Genomic DNA, 17,336 nt, shown 5'->3' on the forward strand with positions numbered 1-17,336 from the left:
CTTGAACGCTGAACCGGTTTTAAAGCGCTTTGACCACGTGACCGGAACGGATGCAGCGGGTGCAGACCTTGATGCTCTTGATGCTGCCGTTCCTGATGGCCTTGATCTTCTGCAGGTTCGGATGCCAGGTGCGGCGGGTCTTGTTGTTGGCGTGGCTGACGTTATTACCGAAGCTGGGGCCTTTACCACAGATTTCGCATATTTTGGACATGGATCGTACCTCCGAATGAACTAAGCGTCAATTAATAGCAGAATGTTGTCCCGTGCGCAAGAAAAAAGTACGAATCGACCGGTAATTTTCTCGAAAAGGAACTGAGCCGCAATGACGTTCATCAAGGGGATTTTCTCGCTCCTCATTATCACGCTGGTGATTCTGGCGGTCCTGTTCGTCGATTTTGCCTACAAGACCTTTTCCCTTAGTCCGCAGGAGGTCAAGCCCGACGCCATCGTAGTGCTCACGGGGGGACGTGGGCGGGTCGAAGAGGGGATCCGGCTCTATCGCGACAACCAGGCGCGCTGGCTCTTTCTCGTCGGGGTCGATCCGGCGGTGCGCAAGGGGGAGTTGTTCCGGGAGCAGGCTGGTACCCGCGGCGGCGAGGGGGTTATACTGGAGAAGGTCTCCCGCAATACCCTGGAAAATGCCATCTACGCCCGTGAGCTGGTCGTCCGGCACCAGGTCCATTCCATAAAACTCATCACCTCACGTTACCACATGAAACGGGCCACCCTCATCTTCCGCAGCGTCCTTCCCAGGGAAGTCGCCATCTATCCCCATCCGGTGGACAGCAAAAACCTGAAGGAAGCCTGGTGGAGTCACGGCGGCAGCTTCCGCCTCCTCTTTTCCGAATTCTACAAATACTGCCTGTTCCGTTTCTTCTTCCTGTTCGGCTCCGGCGAACTGCGGCCGGCAAGCTTCAACCTCTGATCTATAGCTCTTGGCCAGGCTTACGTGGCGGCGCCTTGTTAATGCCGCTGGCCCTGACACACTCCCGTTCGGAATTAAGCGGAGCGAACCTTATGCATCTCGTGCAGATTCTGTTGCCCCTCTACGATAACAGCGGCATGCCGTTCCCCCGGAATGAGTACACGCGGGTGCGGGACGTGCTTGCGGAGAAGTTTGGCGGCATTACCACCTATGTCCGGTCGCCGGCCGAGGGGATCTGGAAGGAAACCCCCACCATGACGGTGCGGGACGATATCGTCATCTACGAGGTGATGACGGAAGTGCTCGACCGCGACTGGTGGCGGGACTACCGAAAGAAGCTGGCAGGCCGGTTCCGCCAGGACATGCTGATTGTACGGGTGAGCGAGGTGGAGATCTTGTAGCTGGGTGAACGCAGCGCGGCTCCCTATCAGGCAACAAATAACCATTGTCGGCGACGATACAAGATGTTATTTTGTGTCAGTTTCTGCACCACAGGGACCCTTCCTGTGGTTTTTTATTGCCGCGGCAGGTGACTTGCCCAACAACGAAAGGACTTACCATGACCGAACTGGACCAGGCACTGGAGGTACTGCGCCAGGATATGAGCGACGCCAAGAACCAATCGAAATTTTACGATCTCTTCCTCAATGGCACGTTTTTCGTCCCGACCCTGGACGAGGAGGAGGCGAGCGAAACAGGCGCAGGGGATGCGGACGGGCAGGTGCTGCCGCTGGTGATCGAGTCAGAGGGGAACGATTACCTGATGCTCTTCGACAGCGAAGAGCGCCTCCATGCCTGGGCGCACGACAAGGTGAAGAGCGTCAAGGTCCCGGGACACGTACTCGCAGCCACGACGCAGCCGCCACTGCACTGGGCGCTGAATGTGGGCACCCCCTACGCGAAGCAGTTCCTCCCTGATGAGATCGCCTGGCTCAGGGACGTGGTCGAGCGATGTAACGCCGAAGCGGCTAAAGGGACGGAAGAGGGATAAAACTCCGTATTCATAACCCTCGAAACGGCAATCGAACACGGAAAAAGCGGATACCATCTGATAAAGTCGGATGACTGCCGGAAGGTTGGTTGAGGTTGTGGCCTGAGTCCGCAGGTATCCCGATTATTCCGTGTCCCAGATTCTTTTTTTATGATAGCAAAAGGCCGGGGATGGTTTCCCCGGCCTTTTGCGTTACCGCTCTTTGTGATGTCTCCCGCCGTTATTCCGCCTTCTCTTCGATCCGCGGGAAGAGCGCCTCGGCCTTGGTGATGACGGTGCCGGCTTTGAGTCCCCCCCACTGCAGGTCGGCCTCGGTCGGCTTCTGCTCCCCGTTGAGGTAGGCGAGGGCCTTGGCGGCGGTTCGGGGCATGAAGGCCGTCAGCAGGGTGTGGACGATCCGTTGGGATTCCAGCAGGCAGTACATGACCGTGGCGAGCCGCTCCTTCTGGGCCGGGTCCTTGGCCAAGGTCCAGGGGGCGGTGGCGTCGATGTACTTGTTCCCCGCCGAGATGACCTCCCATATCTGCTGCAGTGCCTTGCTGAAGGCGAGTTCGTCCATGCAGGTGTCCACCTGCTTCACCATCGTCTCGGTTCTGGCACGGTAGGCCTCGTCCTGCTCCGTCAACGCCCCCGGTTCCCGGACGATACCGTCGAAGTACTTGTTGACCATGGCGGTGGAGCGGTTGAGCAGGTTCCCCAGGTCGTTGGCCAGGTCGGAGTTGATCCGGTTGACGAGGGCTGTGTGGGAGAAATCGCCGTCCAGACCGAAGGGGACCTCGCGGAGGAGGAAGTAGCGCACGGCATCCACTCCGTAACGGTCGATGAGCATGTTCGGCTCCACCACGTTCTGGAGGCTCTTGCTCATCTTCTGCCCCTCCACGGTCCACCAGCCATGGGCAAAGACCTTCTTCGGCAGGGGGAGGCCGGCTGCCATGAGGAAGGTGGGCCAGTAGACGGCGTGGAAGCGGAGGATGTCCTTGCCGATGAGGTGCACGTCAACCGGCCAGAACGTGCCGTAGTTCCCCGCTTCGTCCGGGTAGCCGAGGGCGGTTATATAGTTGGTGAGGGCATCAAACCAGACGTAGATGATGTGTTTCTCGTTCCCCGGCACCGGAATCCCCCAGGAGAAGGAGGTGCGGGAGACGGAGAGGTCACGCAGCCCCTCCCGGACGAAGGAGAGGATCTCGTTGCGCCGGGATTTGGGCTGGATGAAGTCGGGGTTTGCCTCTATGTGGGCCAGGAGTTGCTCCTGGTACTTGCTCATCCGGAAGAAGTAGGATTCCTCCTTCAGCTTCTCCGTGGGACGGTTGCAGTCGGGGCATTTGAAGTCGATGAGCTGGGTCTCGGTCCAGAAGGTCTCGCAGGGGGTGCAGTACCAGTCCTCATACTCCCCCAGGTAGATGTCTCCCTGGGCGAGCACCTTTTCAAACAGGTGGGTTACCCCCGATTTGTGCCGTTCCTGGGTGGTGCGGATGAAATCGCTGTAGGATACGTCCAGCTTCTCCCAGAGCGACTGAAACCGCTTGACTACCCGGTCTGCCAGTTCCAGCGGGGTCTCCCCGGCGGCGTTGGCGGCCTTTTCCACTTTCTGGCCATGTTCGTCGGTGCCGGTCAGGAAAAAGACCTCGTATCCCTGGAGTTTCTTGTAACGTGCCAGGACGTCGGCGGCCAGAGTGGTGTAGGCATGGCCGATGTGGGGGACATCGTTGACATAGTAGATGGGAGTGGTGACGTAAAATGTCCGGCTCATCGTTTCTCCTTTTTGTTCTTGTCCCGGTTGTCCGACCGGCGGTCGCCGCGGCGCTCGCGACCGCTGCCGTGACTCTCCTTGGTGTCCGGCTGCCCTTCCTTCCCTTGTTCACGCAACGGTTTCTTCGGGCGGTCCGTTATGTTCTCCGGCTTGATCTCTTCACCCTTCAACACCACTTGAACATGATCGTCGGTCCTGACCGTCACGGTGCCGTCCAGCACCCCCAGTTTGACCACTTCCCCTTCCACGTTGCCGTGCTTGACCCGTTTGCCGCACTTGGGGAGACATCTTTTTAGGGTGCAGTAAGTCTCGTATTCGTAGGAGAGGCAACAGAGCAGCCGGCCACACTGGCCGGATATCTTGGTCGGGTTGAGGGCGAGATTCTGTTCCTTGGCCATCTTCACCGACACCGGCTCAAATTCACGCAGAAAGGAGGAGCAGCACAGTTCCCGCCCGCAGATGCCGATGCCACCAACCATTTTGGCCTCGTCGCGCACCCCGATCTGGCGCATCTCGATGCGGGTGTGGAAGGCGTGGGCCAGGTCCTTGACCAACTCGCGGAAATCGACCCGGCCGTCGGCGGTAAAGTAGAAGATCGCCTTGCTGCCGTCGAAGAGATACTCGACCCGCACGAGCTTCATGTCCATGCCGCGCTCATTGATCTTGGCGAGGCAGAGGGCATGGGCCTCCTTCTCCTTGATCGCGTTGCGGGCCGCTGCCTCCAGGTCTTCGGGGAGCGCCTTGCGCGTGATGTTCTTGAGCCCTTCGGGGGCAGCACCCTTCTCGAATTCCCGGGGCCCCACCACGACGGTAGCGATACTCTTGCCCCGCTCGGTTTCGACGATTACCCTGTCCCCCGGCTTGAGATCGAGGTTGCCGGCGTTGAAGTCATAGAGCTTGCCGGCAGTGTAAAACTGGATTTTGGCGATTTTTATCAAAGTTCCTCCAGGGGATCGCTCCCCGCTGCTTTTTCATTGTTGTTCATCTATGTGCTGCACGTACCTCTCACAGCGTAAAGTGTCACGCCTCGGCCAGGCGCATGAACATGACCTCCAGCGCCAGGCGGGTGTTGACGTTGCGAAATAGTGCGCGGCGGGTTGCCGCGACCTGCTCGATGAGCCCCATGAGGCTGGCCGATGTGAAGCGGGACGCTCCCTTTTCCAGCAGGGGGAGCAGGTCCCGGTTGGAGAGGTCCCCGCTGCCTTGCCGGAGGAGGAGCATGTCGCGCAGGAACGTGGTGACGAGCTCCAGCATCTCCTGGGCCTTCTCCTTGTCCGCGGCCAATTCCTCCGCTGCGGCGAACAGGGGTGATATATCCCCCAGGGAAAGGGAGAGAAGCCTTTGGAGCAGTGTCTGCCGCTCCTGCAGGACCGTTTCGCTGCTGACGTCCAACGCCTTCCCGATGCTTCCCCCGGCCAGTGCTGCGGCAATGCCGGCAGTTTCGGCCGGCGTTCCTTGGGCGACCAGGTACGCTTCGATGGCAGGCTGGGGTATCGCCTGGAACTGGAGCCGCTGGCAGCGGGAGAGGATCGTCGGCAGCATCCCTCCCGGATTAGCCGTGATCAGGATGAGAAGAGCGTTGCCGGGAGGTTCCTCAAGGGTCTTCAGCAGGGCATTGCCGGCAGCCGGGTTGAGCCGGTCCGCGCTGTCGATGATGCAGGCCTTCTTGGGGGCCTCGAAGGGACGAAAGGCCAGTTCACGCTGCAGTTCTCTGATCTGGTCGATCTTGATGAACGCTCCGTCCGGTTCAACCAGGTGCAGGTCGGGGTGCTGGAGCGCCGCCACTTTGCGACAGGCTGCGCATCGGCCACATCCTTCTCTCTCGGTGCAGAAGATCGACTGGACGAGTGCCAGGGCGGTCTTCCGCTTGCCGCACCCCTCGATGCCGTCGAACAGGTAGGCATGGGCCAGCTTTCCGCCGGCCTGAGCCCGACGGAGAATGGCGATGCTGCGGTCCTGCCCGATGATGGAGGCGTAGGGCATTATCCCCTCCCGGACAATCTGGCGAGGACGGCCGTTTCTATGGCGGCGGCGGTTTCCTCGACCCCGGCAGCACCGTTGATGACCACGAAACGTTTCGGCTCGCGGGCCGCCAGCTGTAAGTAGCCGTCGCGCACCCGGCGATGGAATTCCCTGGCCTCCAGTTCGAACCGCTCTTCCCTGGCGCCGTCGGTACTGTTGATCCGGGTCATGGCCCGCTCAAGCCCCACCTCTATCGGGCAGTCGAGGAGGACGGTCAGGTCGGGGCGAATCCCTGCCGTCGCCAGCTCATTGAGCCGGTCGATGGTCTTCCGGTCGAGCTCCCGTCCGTACCCCTGGTAGGCGAGGGTGGCATCGGTGAAGCGGTCGCAGAGCACCACCCGCCCGGCGGCCAGGGCCGGTGTGACGACTTCGGCCACATGCTGGGCACGCGCCGCGGCGTAGAGGAGGAGTTCAGCCAGCGGGACCAGGGCGCTGTTCTCCGCATCAAGGAGGATTCCCCGAATCTTGTCGGCAATGGTACACCCCCCCGGCTCCCGTGTCGTGGTTACGCCGGTGCCGAGGGTTTCCAGGCGCTTTGCCAGGATCTTCATCTGGGTGGTTTTGCCGCACCCCTCGATCCCTTCAAATGTGATGAAGCAGGCCATGCAGCACCTCAAGGTTGAAAAATAAAAAATTATAGGAGAGGGGCGGGAATTAATCAAGATAAAAATCCGGCCAAAGCGGCATATCTATTGATAAAATCTGCATCTTTAGCTATAGTCGTTCAATTGTGATTCATCCGCGGGGGCGTTCCCCCGACAGGTCATACGGCGGTTTTATGGACATGCGGGACAATGGGCTGCTGGCAGAATTGGAAGTCTCCATCGACTACACCTTCAAGGATCGGCGCCTGCTGTATGAGGCCCTGACCCATCGTTCCTACCTCAACGAGGCTGCTGACCGGACCCTGCGCGACAACGAACGGCTGGAGTTTTTCGGCGACACGGTCCTCGATTTCTTCCTGAGTGCCCTCCTCCTGGAGCGCCTTCCCGAAAGCCGGGAAGGGGAACTCACCAGGGTGAGGTCCTCCCTGGTGGACGAGGAGAGCCTGGCTGGCATTGCCGTGTCGATCGGGCTCGGGAAATACCTGCTGCTGGGACGGGGTGAGGACCGAAGTGGCGGGCGTGAGAAGCGGTCATTGCTGGCCGATGCCTATGAGGCCCTCCTGGCGGCGGTCTACCTCGACGGAGGGATGCGCGCTGCACGCAGGCTGGTCAGGTGCCATTTTGGTCCTCTTCTGGCCGGCAAGGGGTGTGCCCAGGGTGGGAAGGATTACAAGACCGAATTTCAGGAGCTGGCCCAGGCCAGGTGGGGACAGACGCCGCGTTACGCCGTAACCGGTTCCGAGGGACCCGATCACGAGCGCTCCTTTACCGTTGCGGCCATGGTGGAGGGCGAGGTTATGGGAACCGGCAGCGGCAGGAGCAAGAAGGAAGCGGCCCAGGCCGCTGCACGGGCTGCTCTGCTCCGTCTCGCGGAGGATGACGGCAGTCGATGAGGCCGATCATCGTCCCTTTTTTCATCTCCCACCGGGGGTGCCCTCACCAGTGTGTCTTCTGCAACCAGATGCGGATTGCCGGTGACGACGGGGAACTTCCGGATGGAGAGGCCATTCGGGCCAGAGTCGCCGCCTACCGGGGTACTGCGGGAGAGAGATCCGTCGAGGTGGCTTTTTTCGGCGGCAGTTTCACGGCCCTTTCCCTCGTCGATCAGGAGTGCCTGCTCGCGCCGTTGCAGCCTTTGCGGGAACGGGGCGAGGTGAGCGGCATCCGCATTTCGACGCGTCCCGACGCGATTGACGGCGGCAACCTTTTATGGTTGCGGGGGATGGGGGTTGATACCGTCGAGATCGGCATCCAGTCCATGGATGACGCAGTCCTGGAAAAGGCGGGGCGGGGGCATACCGCTGCCCAGGTAGTGACCGCCTGCCGGCTGGTAAAGGATGAAGGACTGACTCTGGGGGCCCAGCTTATGCCGGGGCTCCCCGGTGATACGCCGGCCACGAGCCTGGCATCGCTTCGTCGGGTGCTCGACCTTGCTCCCGATTTCCTCCGGATCTACCCGACCCTGGTAATTGCAGGTACGCGGCTGGCGGAATTCCATCGGGCGGGAGAGTACGTTCCGCTCTCCCTTGCCGAAGCGGTGAGCCTGTGCAAAAAGCTCCTCCATACCGCGCTCGTGGCAGGTGTCCCTGTGGTGCGGATCGGCCTGCAGTCCACCGCTGAACTGGAGAGCGAAGGAAGCGTGGTGGCCGGCCCCTACCACCCGGCGTTTCGGCAACTGGTGGAGGGGGAACTCTGCCTCGATCTCTCCCGGAAACTGACGGCCGACCTGCCCCGGGGGAGCAAGGTGACCATCTTCTGCGCCCCCTCACGGGTGGCGGATGTGGCGGGACAGCGTCGCTGTAACGTCGAAACCTTTCGTCGCGAGGGGATAGACGTGGCGTCGATCGTTCCCGATCCCGACCTGTCCCCGCTGGAGCTGCGGGTGGAGGCCGGCGTCATCTGCCGCCGGGGAAACCTGCTTACATAGTGAGTGAATCCGCGGTGCCGAGCGTCCCGTTGCGCTCAGAGTCCCCTCGCACCGCCGCTGTACGGCTCATTTCGCGCCGGCCGATCGGCCGGCTTTGCTCCATGTCGCCCACAGCGGCTGGAACTCGGGCACATTCGCTCCACGGGATACTCAACTCACACGGATTAAGAACTTGTCCGTAAATAACTTTATCAGGGATTGCGTCCGGATTTATGGCAGATTTGACCGGCTTGATTGAGCAAAACCACCGGCGTAGCCGGGTCTACGTCGAGGATTTTGCGATTGAAAGCCGGGCAAAGATGCCGTGAAGACGGAATGCAAGGATGGAAAGCATATTTGCGGATAAGTTCTGAGATTAAGGAGAATAGCTACGTGCCAACTGAACAATTCCATTCCGGATTCGTTTCCATCATCGGTCGTCCCAACGTGGGGAAGTCGACTCTTTTAAACCGCATCCTGGGTGACAAGATCGTCATTACCTCGGACAAGCCACAGACCACGCGGAACCGCATCCAGGGGATTCACAACCTGCCTGGCGCCCAGGTCGTCTTCATCGACACGCCGGGGATACACCAGGCCCGTTCCCGTCTCAATCGCTACATGGTGGATACGGCGCTCACCGCAGTCCAGGGAGTCGATGCCATCATGTTTCTCGTGGAGGCGAACGTCAGCCCGGCCGCCCAAGAGGGGCTGCTGCTGGAGACCTTGGCAAAAGCGGATGCACCGGTGCTGCTCGTCATCAACAAGATCGATCTGGTGGAGAAGGCGCGGCTCCTGGAGCTGATCGCCGCCTATGCGAAACTCTATCCGTTCCGGGAGATCGTACCGGTGTCGGCCGGTACCGGCGACGGCGTCGAGCGGCTGGTGGAACTGGTGGGGGGCTGCCTGCCGGAAGGTCCCCCGTATTTCCCTGACGATATCCTGACCGACGTGCCGGAGCGCTTCATCGTGGCGGAGATCATCCGGGAAAAGGTGTTTCGTCTCACTCGTGACGAGGTCCCCTACGCCACTGCCGTGGTGGTGGACAGCTTCAAGGAGCGGGAAGACGGCGGGCTCATCTCCATCGCAGCCACCATCAACGTGGAGCGGGATTCCCAGAAGGGAATCATCATCGGTCGCAGGGGGGAGATGCTGAAGAAGATTGGCATGCAGGCCCGGCAGGAGATCGAACGGCTGCTGGACACGAAGGTGTTCCTCGAACTGTTCGTCCGGGTGCGGAAGGACTGGAGCGAGAGCCCCAGGATGCTCAAGGAGTTCGGCTACGAATGATTCTGCTGTTTTCTCCTACCCCTTGACGCAAAGGCGCCAAGGCACAAAGTCTTACGTCAACCGAATATTCGACCCATATGTCCCCTGCGTCGAATGATTTTCAAATAAAGGAAGGTACATGAAACCTATAATTGCCATAGTAGGGCGTCCCAATGTGGGGAAATCGACCCTGTTCAACCGTCTGGTCGGCCGTCGCAAGGCGATGGTGGACGACATGCCGGGAGTGACCCGGGATCGCAACTATGCCGAGGTTAACCGCTACGACGTGCCGTTCATCCTCGTAGACACGGGAGGCTTCGAGCCGGAGACCGACGACCGGCTCCTCCAACAGATGCGGGAGCAGTCCCAGCTTGCCATGGACGAGGCGGATCTGATCCTGTTCGTCATGGATGGCCGGAGCGGGCTCACTCCTGCTGACCGGGAGGTGGTGGAGATGCTTCGCCGGGTCGACAAGCCGGTATTCCACCTGGTCAACAAAATCGACGGCGACAAGCTTGAGAGTGGTATCGGCGACTTCTATGCCCTCGGCGTCGAGACGCTCTATCCCGTGTCCGCTGAGCACAACCGGGGAGTCGGCGACCTGATGACGGAGGTCTGTGCGGCCTTGCCGGTCGACCGCTCGGAGGCGCAGGACGAGGAGTTGACACGAATCGCCGTGGTCGGGCGCCCCAACGTGGGAAAATCGTCCCTGGTTAACCGGTTGCTCGGTTTTGAACGGGTGGTGGCCAATCCTGTCGCCGGTACCACCAGGGATGCGGTGGACACCCCGTTCACCTGGCACAAGAAGCGGTTTCTGCTCATCGATACCGCCGGGATCCGACGCAAGGGGAAGACCACCGAGAAGATCGAGAAGTACAGCGTCATGGATTCGCTCCGGAGCATCGAGCGGGCGGATGTGGTGCTCATCGTGATTGACGCAGAGGATGGGGTCACGGAACAGGACAGCAAGATCGCCGGGTATGCCTACGAGGCGGGGCGGGGGTGCATCTTCGTCGTCAACAAGTGGGATACCCTGGAGAAGGACAATGCCACCCTCGGCAAGTTCGTGGACCGGATTCGCACCGAGTTCAAATTCCTTCCCTTCGTGCCGATCGTCTTCGTTTCGGCCAAGACGGGGCAGCGGCTCGGCAGGATCATGGAAGAGGTGGACAACGTCATGGCCCAGTTCGCCAAGCGGGTCACCACCTCCGAACTGAACCGGGTCTTCAGTGCGGCGACCGCCGCCCATCATGCCCCCCTTTTCCAGGGGCGGCGGGTGAAGTTCTACTTCGCAACCCAGGTCGGGACTCGCCCCCCCTCCTTTGTCATCTTTACCAACCGCCCCGAGGGGATTCATTTTTCCTACGAACGGTATCTGATGAACCAGATCCGGGAGGCCTTCGGCTTCACCGGCACACCGTTGCGGCTCATGTTCAAGGGGCGGGAGCGCCGCTGAACGGCCTGGTCGGCCGGTAGCGTGGGGCTCTTCCGGAGAGGGGGTTCCCAACCCCCGTGGTGACCTAAAGTGCTTTACTTGGCAGTGCGAATGGGGTATGATTAGCGGCATTTTATCCCACGTCTCCACGACCAGAATGATACCCGTATGAGCCTTGTCGGAAATCTTGAAGATCTGGGTCTCGGAGAGATCCTTCAGATAGTCAGCCTGAGTCGCAAGTCGGGGTTGCTTACCCTTCACAGCCGCAGTCGTGAGGGGAAGATTTTCTTTCGCAGTGGCCAGGTCATTCGTGCCAGTTCCAGCGCATTCCATCAAAATCTCGGTGAGGTCCTCGTCCAGAAGGGGGTCATCGACCTGCCGACCCTCAAGAAGTCGCTTGCCATTCAGGAGACCGAGGGGTTCCGGGAGCGCCTTGGGACGATTCTCATCAAGCACTATGGTGTTACCACCGACGCCATCGAGCAGGTGGTGCGGGAGCAGATCGAAAACGTGGTCTATTCGCTCTTTGCCTGGGCGGAAGGGACCTTCGATTTCGAACTGCAGGACAACATTGCACCCATCGACAATACCCACCTCGATCCGGTGCAGTTCATGCTCGATCAGGGGCTCAACCCCCAGTTCCTTGCCATGGAAGGGTCTCGCATCATCGACGAGCGCCGCCACCGCGGTGAAGTCATCGACGAGATGCCGGTGGAGGCCTCTCCGCAGGCCAGACCGGAAGAAAGCGTCGACCTTGCCTTTGACCTCATCCAGGCGTCATCCGTCCCCGTCGTCGAGGCGGCGGCCCCGGCCGCTGATTTACCGGCGGAGGCGGTTGAAGTGCCGGAGTTCGCGGAACCCGTGGCGGCACGGCAGCTGGTGCTGGTTGATGATGACACGACGACCCGCGAGATCATGGTTTCGTCTCTCCAGGAGTGCGGTTACGAAGTTTTCGATTTTGAGGGGAGCGAGGACGCCCTGATCAAAATCGACACCCTCTACCGGGAGGACATCCGCCCCACGCTCCTCGTCGACCTGATCATGCCCCGGATGGATGGTTCGGGCATCCTGGGGGGTCTGGAACTCCTGGACCTGGTCCATACCAATTTCCCCGAGCTTCCGGTGCTGGTGGTTGCTGACTATAGCAACAGCGACGCGGAACGGAAAGTCCGGGACATGGGGTATGCCTTTGCCATGAAACCCCGCAAGACCGAACTCGGCGATCCCGGCACGGTCCAGGGTTTCGCCGGTCGTCTGAGGCAGGAGTTGCGCCGGGTGGAGGCGGGAGAGGCGCCTGCGGAGTGGAGCGACAAGGTCAACATTGCCGATGAACTCCGACTGGAGATGGGAGAAGAGTTCGGCCCGGGGCGCGGCCAGGTGGAGCAGAGCACCGGTATCTCCCTGCTCCGGGGGATGCTCGAAGAGCTCAATAACCCCTCCCTCGGTGGGGGGATCATCCTTCTGGTGCTCCGCTTTGCATCGGAGTTCATGAACAGGGCGGTTGTTTTCATCGTCAAGAGGGATGAGGTTGTCGGGCTTGGCCAGTTCGGCATCCAGGACCGCGAAGGGCTTGCCGACTCCAGGGTGCGCACCATGCGTATCCCCCGGGATGAGGAATCGCTGTTCGCCAGGGTCATCGAATCCCAGCAGCCCCTCAAGGTGAAGCCGGACGAAGGGCGCTGGAACCGCTACCTCATAGAGTGTCTTGGCGGCGAATATCCTGCGGAAATATTTGCCGGTCCCATTGTCAGCGAAGGGAAGGTCGTTGCCGTTCTGTATGGCGACAATCTGCCGGAGCAGAAGCCGGTTGGAGATACGGATTCCCTGGAGATCTTCCTGTCCCAGGCGGGAATGGCCATGGAAAAGGTGCTCCTGCAGCGGCGGCTGCAAGATAAAAGTCCGGAGGGACTGTGAAAAAGATACTCATAACCGAAGATTCCCCCACCATGCGCTCCCTGTTGGCCTCTACCATCGGGTCCGTCGACGATTACGAAATCGTCGAGGCGTCCAGCGGGTTCGAGGCACTCCGCCTGCTTCCCCGGGAAAAGGTGGACCTGATAATAACCGACATCAACATGCCCGACATCAACGGCCTCGAATTGATTAGCTACGTGCGGAACAACCCCAACTACCAGCATATCCCTCTGTTCATCGTTTCGACGGAGAGTAGCGAGAAAGACCTGGAAAAGGGGCTGGCTCTGGGAGCCAATGAATATCTGGTGAAGCCTTTCGACCCGACCAGACTGCTTGAGCTGGTTAGTAAATATCTTGGATGAAGACGTGGAGAGCACTCCGTGAAGATAGCAACTCATCCATTACCCACAGAGAGCGCACATGAGCGGTAATAACGACAATCTGGGGAAGGCGGTCAAGGATTTTCTCGCCGAAGCGGAAGAGATTATCGACCAGTTGAGCCTCGATCTGGTTGGCCTGAGCGATTGCGCCGACACGGGGGACTGTAATCCGGACCTCGTCAATTCCATCTTCCGAGGCGCCCATTCCCTCAAGGGGCTGGCCGGCATGTTCGGCTTCACTGACATTGCGGACCTGGCGCACAACCTGGAAAACCTCCTGGATTCCCTGCGGCTCGGCAAGGCGGCACTCAACCAGGCCACGGTCAGTGTGCTGTTCGACTCCATGGAACTGCTCGGCACCATGGTCCGCGGTGCCGGAACCGGTGTCAGCGACACCCAGGGGATAGAACGGGCTGTTTCCCGGATCAACTCCTGTCTCAGCACGCCCCCCACGACAGAGACCGTCTCTCCCCTGGCTGGGCTCGGAATTTCGGAAAAAATCCTCGGTGCCCTGACGGAATACGAGGAGCATCGTCTCCTGGAAAACGTCAAGAAGGGGCGTGGCATCTATTCCATCCATGCCTCATTCAGCCTGATGACCTTCGATCAGGACCTGGGAGAGTTGACCGACACGCTCAAGCAGGGGGGCGAGGTTATTAGCACCCTGCCAAGTGCCGGCGGCGGTCTGGATGCCGGCATTGATTTCGAGATTCTCTTCGGTTCCGAACTTGATACTGCCGCGGTCACGGCCCTGGTGGACAAGGACAACGTGATCATTACCCATCTCGGCGGAGGAGGGGAGGAGAGAGCCGAAGCGGAGACTTCTGTTGCTGTCCTGGACGGCGGGGAGACGGCTGCTGCTGTCGATACCGCCGTGACCGCCAAGAGTTTCAGCCGCACGGTGCGGGTGGATATCGGCAAGCTGGACGAGTTGATGAATATCGTCGGCGAACTGGTCCTTTCCCATTCGAGCATCAGTCAGTTTGTCGACAACCTGCGGCGGGACGGTCATTCCGCCATGGCGAGCGAGCTTGGCAAATCCACGAAGGTGCTGGAGCGCAAGCTCACCGAGTTGCAGAAGGGGGTCATGGAGATACGGATGATTCCCGTCGGTCAGCTCTTCGAGAAGATGTCCCGCATCGTCCGGAAGGTGTCCCGCGAGCAGGGGAAAAAGGTGGAGTTGAAAACGTTCGGTGCGGATACGGAACTGGACAAGCTGATTGTGGAGGATATCTCCGACCCGATGATGCACATCATCCGTAATGCCATAGATCACGGGATAGAGCCCCCCGAAGATCGCCTCAAGCTCGGCAAGGACGAAAAGGGGGTTATCCGCCTTTCCTCGTTCCAGAAGGGGAACCACGTCGTGATCGAGGTGGAGGACGACGGCCGGGGGATCGATGTGGAGCGGGTGAAGAAAAAGGCCCGGGAGAAGGGGCTGATCGGTCCGGCGGAGGTCTTGTCCGACCGCGAGGCAATCGACCTCATCTTTCTGCCCGGATTTTCCACCAGTGACACGGTGAGCGAGATTTCCGGCCGCGGCGTCGGCATGGATGTGGTGAAGAACAACATCGCCGCCGTTTCCGGCATGGTGGATGTGGATAGCACGCTGGGGAGCGGGAGCAGGATGACCATCACGCTCCCCATCACCCTTGCCATCATCAAGGCGCTCATCATCTCCTCCGCAGGGCGCACCTACGCCATTCCCATAACGTCGGTGCTGGAAACCATCATGGTGGAGGATAGGGATATTCTCACCGTGGAGAAGAAAGAGGTCATTCATCTGCGGGAGGTTACCCTGCCCCTCCTCAGGCTCGACAGGTTTTTCGAGACCACGGGGATGTCCGTTCTTCTGGAGAGTTTCTACGTGGTGGTGGTCGGTGTGGCGGAAAAACGCCTCGGCATCGTGGTGGACGACCTCATCGGGCAGCAGGACATCGTCATCAAGTCCATGGGGGAAACCTTCCGGGGATTCAAGGGGATTTCCGGTGCCGCCGACCTGGGGGACCAGCGCACGATTCTCGTGCTCGACGTGGGGGGTATCATCAACGAGGCAATGAGGGGAAGCGCTTAACGGCGGGTATTGGGCGCTGGGGACCAGGGACCGGTATTTCTCCCTGAAGTCGGCTGGCGTCATCCGGGAGAGACGGGGCGATGTACAAGGACTATTACGGTTTCCGGGAAAAACCGTTCAGCAAGACTCCCGACCCCCGCTTTCTCTATCTGAGCAACGGCCATCGGGAAGCGCTGGCGCGCTTGCAGTACGTGCTGGAAGAGCGGGAGATGGCCCTCCTGACCGGCGAGATCGGTTGCGGGAAGACCACCATTTCCCGTGCCCTCATGGATGAGATGGGTGACGGGTACCGGTTCTGTTTCGTCTTCAACCCCCGCCTTACTGCCCTTGAGCTGCTGCGGATCATTGCTCGGGATCTGGGGATCGAGACGCCGGCGGTCGGCAAGGATGATCTCCTGGGGGAGATAACCGGGGCGTTGTACCGCTTTCACAACCAGGGCTGTCTGCCGGTAATCGTCATCGACGAGGCTCAGTTGATTCCGGACCGGGAAATTTTCGACGAAATTCGGCTCCTGACCAATTTTCAGCTGGATGACCGGAACCTCCTCAGTATCGTTCTGATGGGGCAACCGGAACTGCGGAAAATCCTCAGTGCGCCGGTGTATGAACCGTTCCGGCAGCGGATAGCCATGAATTACCACCTGCGTCCGCTCGACCTGGAGGAAACCCTGGAATATCTGGATTTCCGGGTTGAAGTGGCGGGCGGCAGTCCGGGGATCTTCACTCCCGATGCGGTCCAGAGACTTTTCGAACTGTCGGGCGGCGTTCCCCGACGCATCAACATTATTGCCACCAATGCCCTTCTGGAAGGGTTCGGCCGTGATGCGGCGATAATCGATGGCTCCATCATCGAGGACATGACCGCTGAACTGGTGATCTGATCGGTACGGGGAAGAGCATGAACCTAGCGGATATCAGAAAAAAAGCGCAGGAGCGGGGAGTGGTCCCCCCCGTCGAACCACAACCTGCCGTGGCCCATTCCGAAGTGGAGCCTGAAGCAGAGGCTGTTTACGACGAAGTCGAGAGCGGGACGTCTCAGCCGGAAACGGAAACATTCGCGGAGCAGATCGAAGAACTGTTTGCCGGTGAGGAGAAACCCGCTCCCCCTGCGCCGCTGGCAGAAAAGGTGTCACGACAGTTCGATCCCTTGGCCCAGTTGCTGGCGGGGCGCGAAACTGCGGGGTGTGACGAAGACGCGGTGTTCATGACCACCACGGCTGCCGAGACAGGAGAGTTCCAGGAGTTCCTCTGTTTCAGGGTGGCGGAAGAGAATTATGCCGTTAACATCATGGAGATCAAGGAGATCATCAAGCCCCGCGAGGTAACGGAAGTTCCCCGGGTACCCCGGTTCGTCACCGGCATACTGTCTCTGCGCGGCATCATCATCCCGGTGTATGACATGCGTCAGCGTCTCGGCTTCCCGCCGCTGGAAGAGACCGGCAAGCGCCGCATCATCGTCGTGAAGCGGCAGGATGAGTTCAGCGGACTCATGGTGGACGAAGTGGTGCAGGTGGTACGGATCGAAACCGGGAGCATCGAGCCCCCTCCCGCAGTTCTCGATGGCATAGATCGGGAGTTTGTCAACGGCTTGGGGCGATTCGGCGGGCAGATGCTCATTCTTCTGAATATGGAGAAAATTCTCGATATTGCGCTACACTGAGTGGTTACGAAAGGAGCCGTCATGCAAAAAAACAGGATACTTGTTGTTGAGGACGAGGAAAGCCTTCTGAAGCTGGAAAGCATTCTTCTTTCCTCAAAAGGGTACAACGTAACGGGTGTCATGGATGGCAGGTCCGCCCTCGAAGAAATAGCCGCCAACCCGCCGGACCTGGTTATTCTCGACATCATGCTGCCGGAACTCGACGGCTTCGAGGTCTGTCGCCACATCAAGGAAGACCCGGCGACGAAGGGGATTCCAGTGGTCATGCTGACTGCCAAGAAAAACAGCCAGGATTACGCCCGCGGCATGGAGATGGGGGCTGATGCCTATATCACCAAGCCGTTCAAGTCTGCAAAAGTTATCGAGACCATCGAAGGGCTCCTGAACAAGTAGCTGACGGTTGCC

Annotated in this window: 18 protein-coding genes; 13 read left to right on the plus strand and 5 right to left on the minus strand. The window is 59.9% G+C overall.

Annotated features, from left to right (window positions below; all coding sequences use genetic code 11):
* Positions 1-19 precede the first annotated feature (19 nt).
* Positions 20-211 (minus strand): 50S ribosomal protein L28, encoded by a 192-nt coding sequence (gene rpmB / locus LDN04_RS10280; protein WP_223909756.1) that lies wholly within the window; start codon positions 209-211, stop codon positions 20-22.
* A gap of 111 nt (positions 212-322) precedes the next feature.
* Between rpmB and LDN04_RS10285 the strand changes: the two genes are divergently transcribed.
* The 3 genes from LDN04_RS10285 (at position 323) to LDN04_RS10295 (ending at position 1,916) form a co-directional block, all read left to right on the plus strand.
* The gene (locus LDN04_RS10285; protein WP_223909759.1) at positions 323-925 is read left to right on the plus strand and encodes a YdcF family protein; all 603 of its coding nucleotides are present in this window, start codon (positions 323-325) and stop codon (positions 923-925) included.
* Between the two features lie 92 nt (positions 926-1,017).
* Entirely contained in the window at positions 1,018-1,326 is a 309-nt protein-coding gene (locus tag LDN04_RS10290; RefSeq protein ID WP_223909761.1) for a hypothetical protein, read from the plus strand.
* Between the two features lie 158 nt (positions 1,327-1,484).
* Positions 1,485-1,916, plus strand: coding sequence for an SseB family protein (locus LDN04_RS10295; RefSeq protein ID WP_223909764.1), 432 nt, complete (start codon positions 1,485-1,487; stop codon positions 1,914-1,916).
* A gap of 220 nt (positions 1,917-2,136) precedes the next feature.
* Here LDN04_RS10295 and metG read toward each other — a convergent pair whose 3' ends face one another.
* From metG to tmk, 4 genes are all read right to left on the minus strand, one after another.
* Positions 2,137-3,666 carry a methionine--tRNA ligase gene (metG, locus tag LDN04_RS10300; protein WP_223909767.1) on the minus strand — a complete coding sequence of 510 codons (1,530 nt, stop codon included), beginning with the start codon at positions 3,664-3,666 and terminating at the stop codon, positions 2,137-2,139.
* Positions 3,663-4,604, minus strand: a complete 942-nt coding sequence (locus LDN04_RS10305; RefSeq protein ID WP_223909770.1) for a stage 0 sporulation family protein — start codon at positions 4,602-4,604, stop codon at positions 3,663-3,665. The genes metG and LDN04_RS10305 overlap by 4 nt, the downstream gene beginning before the upstream one ends.
* Positions 4,605-4,686: 82 nt before the next feature.
* Positions 4,687-5,649: a DNA polymerase III subunit delta' gene (gene holB, locus LDN04_RS10310; RefSeq protein ID WP_223909774.1), complete on the minus strand. Its 963-nt coding sequence runs from the start codon at positions 5,647-5,649 to the stop codon at positions 4,687-4,689.
* Positions 5,649-6,293 (minus strand): dTMP kinase, encoded by a 645-nt coding sequence (tmk, locus tag LDN04_RS10315; RefSeq protein ID WP_223909777.1) that lies wholly within the window; start codon positions 6,291-6,293, stop codon positions 5,649-5,651. The genes holB and tmk overlap by 1 nt, the downstream gene beginning before the upstream one ends.
* Positions 6,294-6,466: 173 nt before the next feature.
* On the opposite strand from tmk, the gene rnc reads away from it, so the two are divergent.
* The 10 genes from rnc (at position 6,467) to LDN04_RS10365 (ending at position 17,324) form a co-directional block, all read left to right on the plus strand.
* Positions 6,467-7,186 (plus strand): ribonuclease III, encoded by a 720-nt coding sequence (gene rnc, locus LDN04_RS10320; protein WP_223909785.1) that lies wholly within the window; start codon positions 6,467-6,469, stop codon positions 7,184-7,186.
* On the plus strand, positions 7,183-8,220 hold the full coding sequence (locus LDN04_RS10325) for an elongator complex protein 3 (RefSeq protein WP_223909791.1): 1,038 nt from the start codon (positions 7,183-7,185) through the stop codon (positions 8,218-8,220). Before rnc ends, LDN04_RS10325 begins: the two co-directional genes overlap by 4 nt.
* Before the next feature lie 372 nt (positions 8,221-8,592).
* Positions 8,593-9,489 (plus strand): GTPase Era, encoded by an 897-nt coding sequence (gene era / locus LDN04_RS10330; RefSeq protein WP_223909795.1) that lies wholly within the window; start codon positions 8,593-8,595, stop codon positions 9,487-9,489.
* Positions 9,490-9,607: 118 nt separating this feature from the next.
* Positions 9,608-10,924: a ribosome biogenesis GTPase Der gene (gene der, locus LDN04_RS10335; protein WP_223909806.1), complete on the plus strand. Its 1,317-nt coding sequence runs from the start codon at positions 9,608-9,610 to the stop codon at positions 10,922-10,924.
* Between the two features lie 147 nt (positions 10,925-11,071).
* Entirely contained in the window at positions 11,072-12,817 is a 1,746-nt protein-coding gene (locus LDN04_RS10340) for a DUF4388 domain-containing protein (protein ID WP_223909809.1), read from the plus strand.
* A complete protein-coding gene (locus LDN04_RS10345) occupies positions 12,814-13,179 on the plus strand; it encodes a response regulator (protein WP_223909812.1) in 366 nt (121 codons plus the stop codon). Before LDN04_RS10340 ends, LDN04_RS10345 begins: the two co-directional genes overlap by 4 nt.
* A gap of 58 nt (positions 13,180-13,237) precedes the next feature.
* Entirely contained in the window at positions 13,238-15,271 is a 2,034-nt protein-coding gene (locus LDN04_RS10350; protein ID WP_223909815.1) for a chemotaxis protein CheA, read from the plus strand.
* 80 nt (positions 15,272-15,351) lie between these two features.
* A complete protein-coding gene (locus tag LDN04_RS10355) occupies positions 15,352-16,152 on the plus strand; it encodes an ExeA family protein (RefSeq protein ID WP_223909818.1) in 801 nt (266 codons plus the stop codon).
* 17 nt (positions 16,153-16,169) lie between these two features.
* Positions 16,170-16,931 (plus strand): chemotaxis protein CheW, encoded by a 762-nt coding sequence (locus tag LDN04_RS10360; RefSeq protein WP_223909821.1) that lies wholly within the window; start codon positions 16,170-16,172, stop codon positions 16,929-16,931.
* Between the two features lie 21 nt (positions 16,932-16,952).
* Positions 16,953-17,324, plus strand: coding sequence for a response regulator transcription factor (locus LDN04_RS10365; RefSeq protein WP_223909823.1), 372 nt, complete (start codon positions 16,953-16,955; stop codon positions 17,322-17,324).
* Positions 17,325-17,336 lie beyond the last annotated feature (12 nt).

It is taken from the genome of Geobacter sp. AOG1 (assembly GCF_019972315.1).
Lineage (GTDB): Bacteria > Desulfobacterota > Desulfuromonadia > Geobacterales > Geobacteraceae > Geomobilimonas.

Bases quoted from the DNA above. Each gene is read 5' to 3' on its own strand.
- rpmB (WP_223909756.1), bottom strand. From the start codon at position 211: ATGTCCAAAATATGCGAAATCTGTGGTAAAGGCCCCAGCTTCGGTAAT.
- LDN04_RS10285 (WP_223909759.1), top strand. From the start codon at position 323: ATGACGTTCATCAAGGGGATTTTCTCGCTCCTCATTATCACGCTGGTG.
- LDN04_RS10290 (WP_223909761.1), top strand. From the start codon at position 1,018: ATGCATCTCGTGCAGATTCTGTTGCCCCTCTACGATAACAGCGGCATG.
- LDN04_RS10295 (WP_223909764.1), top strand. From the start codon at position 1,485: ATGACCGAACTGGACCAGGCACTGGAGGTACTGCGCCAGGATATGAGC.
- metG (WP_223909767.1), bottom strand. From the start codon at position 3,666: ATGAGCCGGACATTTTACGTCACCACTCCCATCTACTATGTCAACGAT.
- holB (WP_223909774.1), bottom strand. From the start codon at position 5,649: ATGCCCTACGCCTCCATCATCGGGCAGGACCGCAGCATCGCCATTCTC.
- tmk (WP_223909777.1), bottom strand. From the start codon at position 6,293: ATGGCCTGCTTCATCACATTTGAAGGGATCGAGGGGTGCGGCAAAACC.
- rnc (WP_223909785.1), top strand. From the start codon at position 6,467: ATGGACATGCGGGACAATGGGCTGCTGGCAGAATTGGAAGTCTCCATC.
- LDN04_RS10325 (WP_223909791.1), top strand. From the start codon at position 7,183: ATGAGGCCGATCATCGTCCCTTTTTTCATCTCCCACCGGGGGTGCCCT.
- der (WP_223909806.1), top strand. From the start codon at position 9,608: ATGAAACCTATAATTGCCATAGTAGGGCGTCCCAATGTGGGGAAATCG.
- LDN04_RS10340 (WP_223909809.1), top strand. From the start codon at position 11,072: ATGAGCCTTGTCGGAAATCTTGAAGATCTGGGTCTCGGAGAGATCCTT.
- LDN04_RS10350 (WP_223909815.1), top strand. From the start codon at position 13,238: ATGAGCGGTAATAACGACAATCTGGGGAAGGCGGTCAAGGATTTTCTC.
- LDN04_RS10355 (WP_223909818.1), top strand. From the start codon at position 15,352: ATGTACAAGGACTATTACGGTTTCCGGGAAAAACCGTTCAGCAAGACT.
- LDN04_RS10360 (WP_223909821.1), top strand. From the start codon at position 16,170: ATGAACCTAGCGGATATCAGAAAAAAAGCGCAGGAGCGGGGAGTGGTC.
- LDN04_RS10365 (WP_223909823.1), top strand. From the start codon at position 16,953: ATGCAAAAAAACAGGATACTTGTTGTTGAGGACGAGGAAAGCCTTCTG.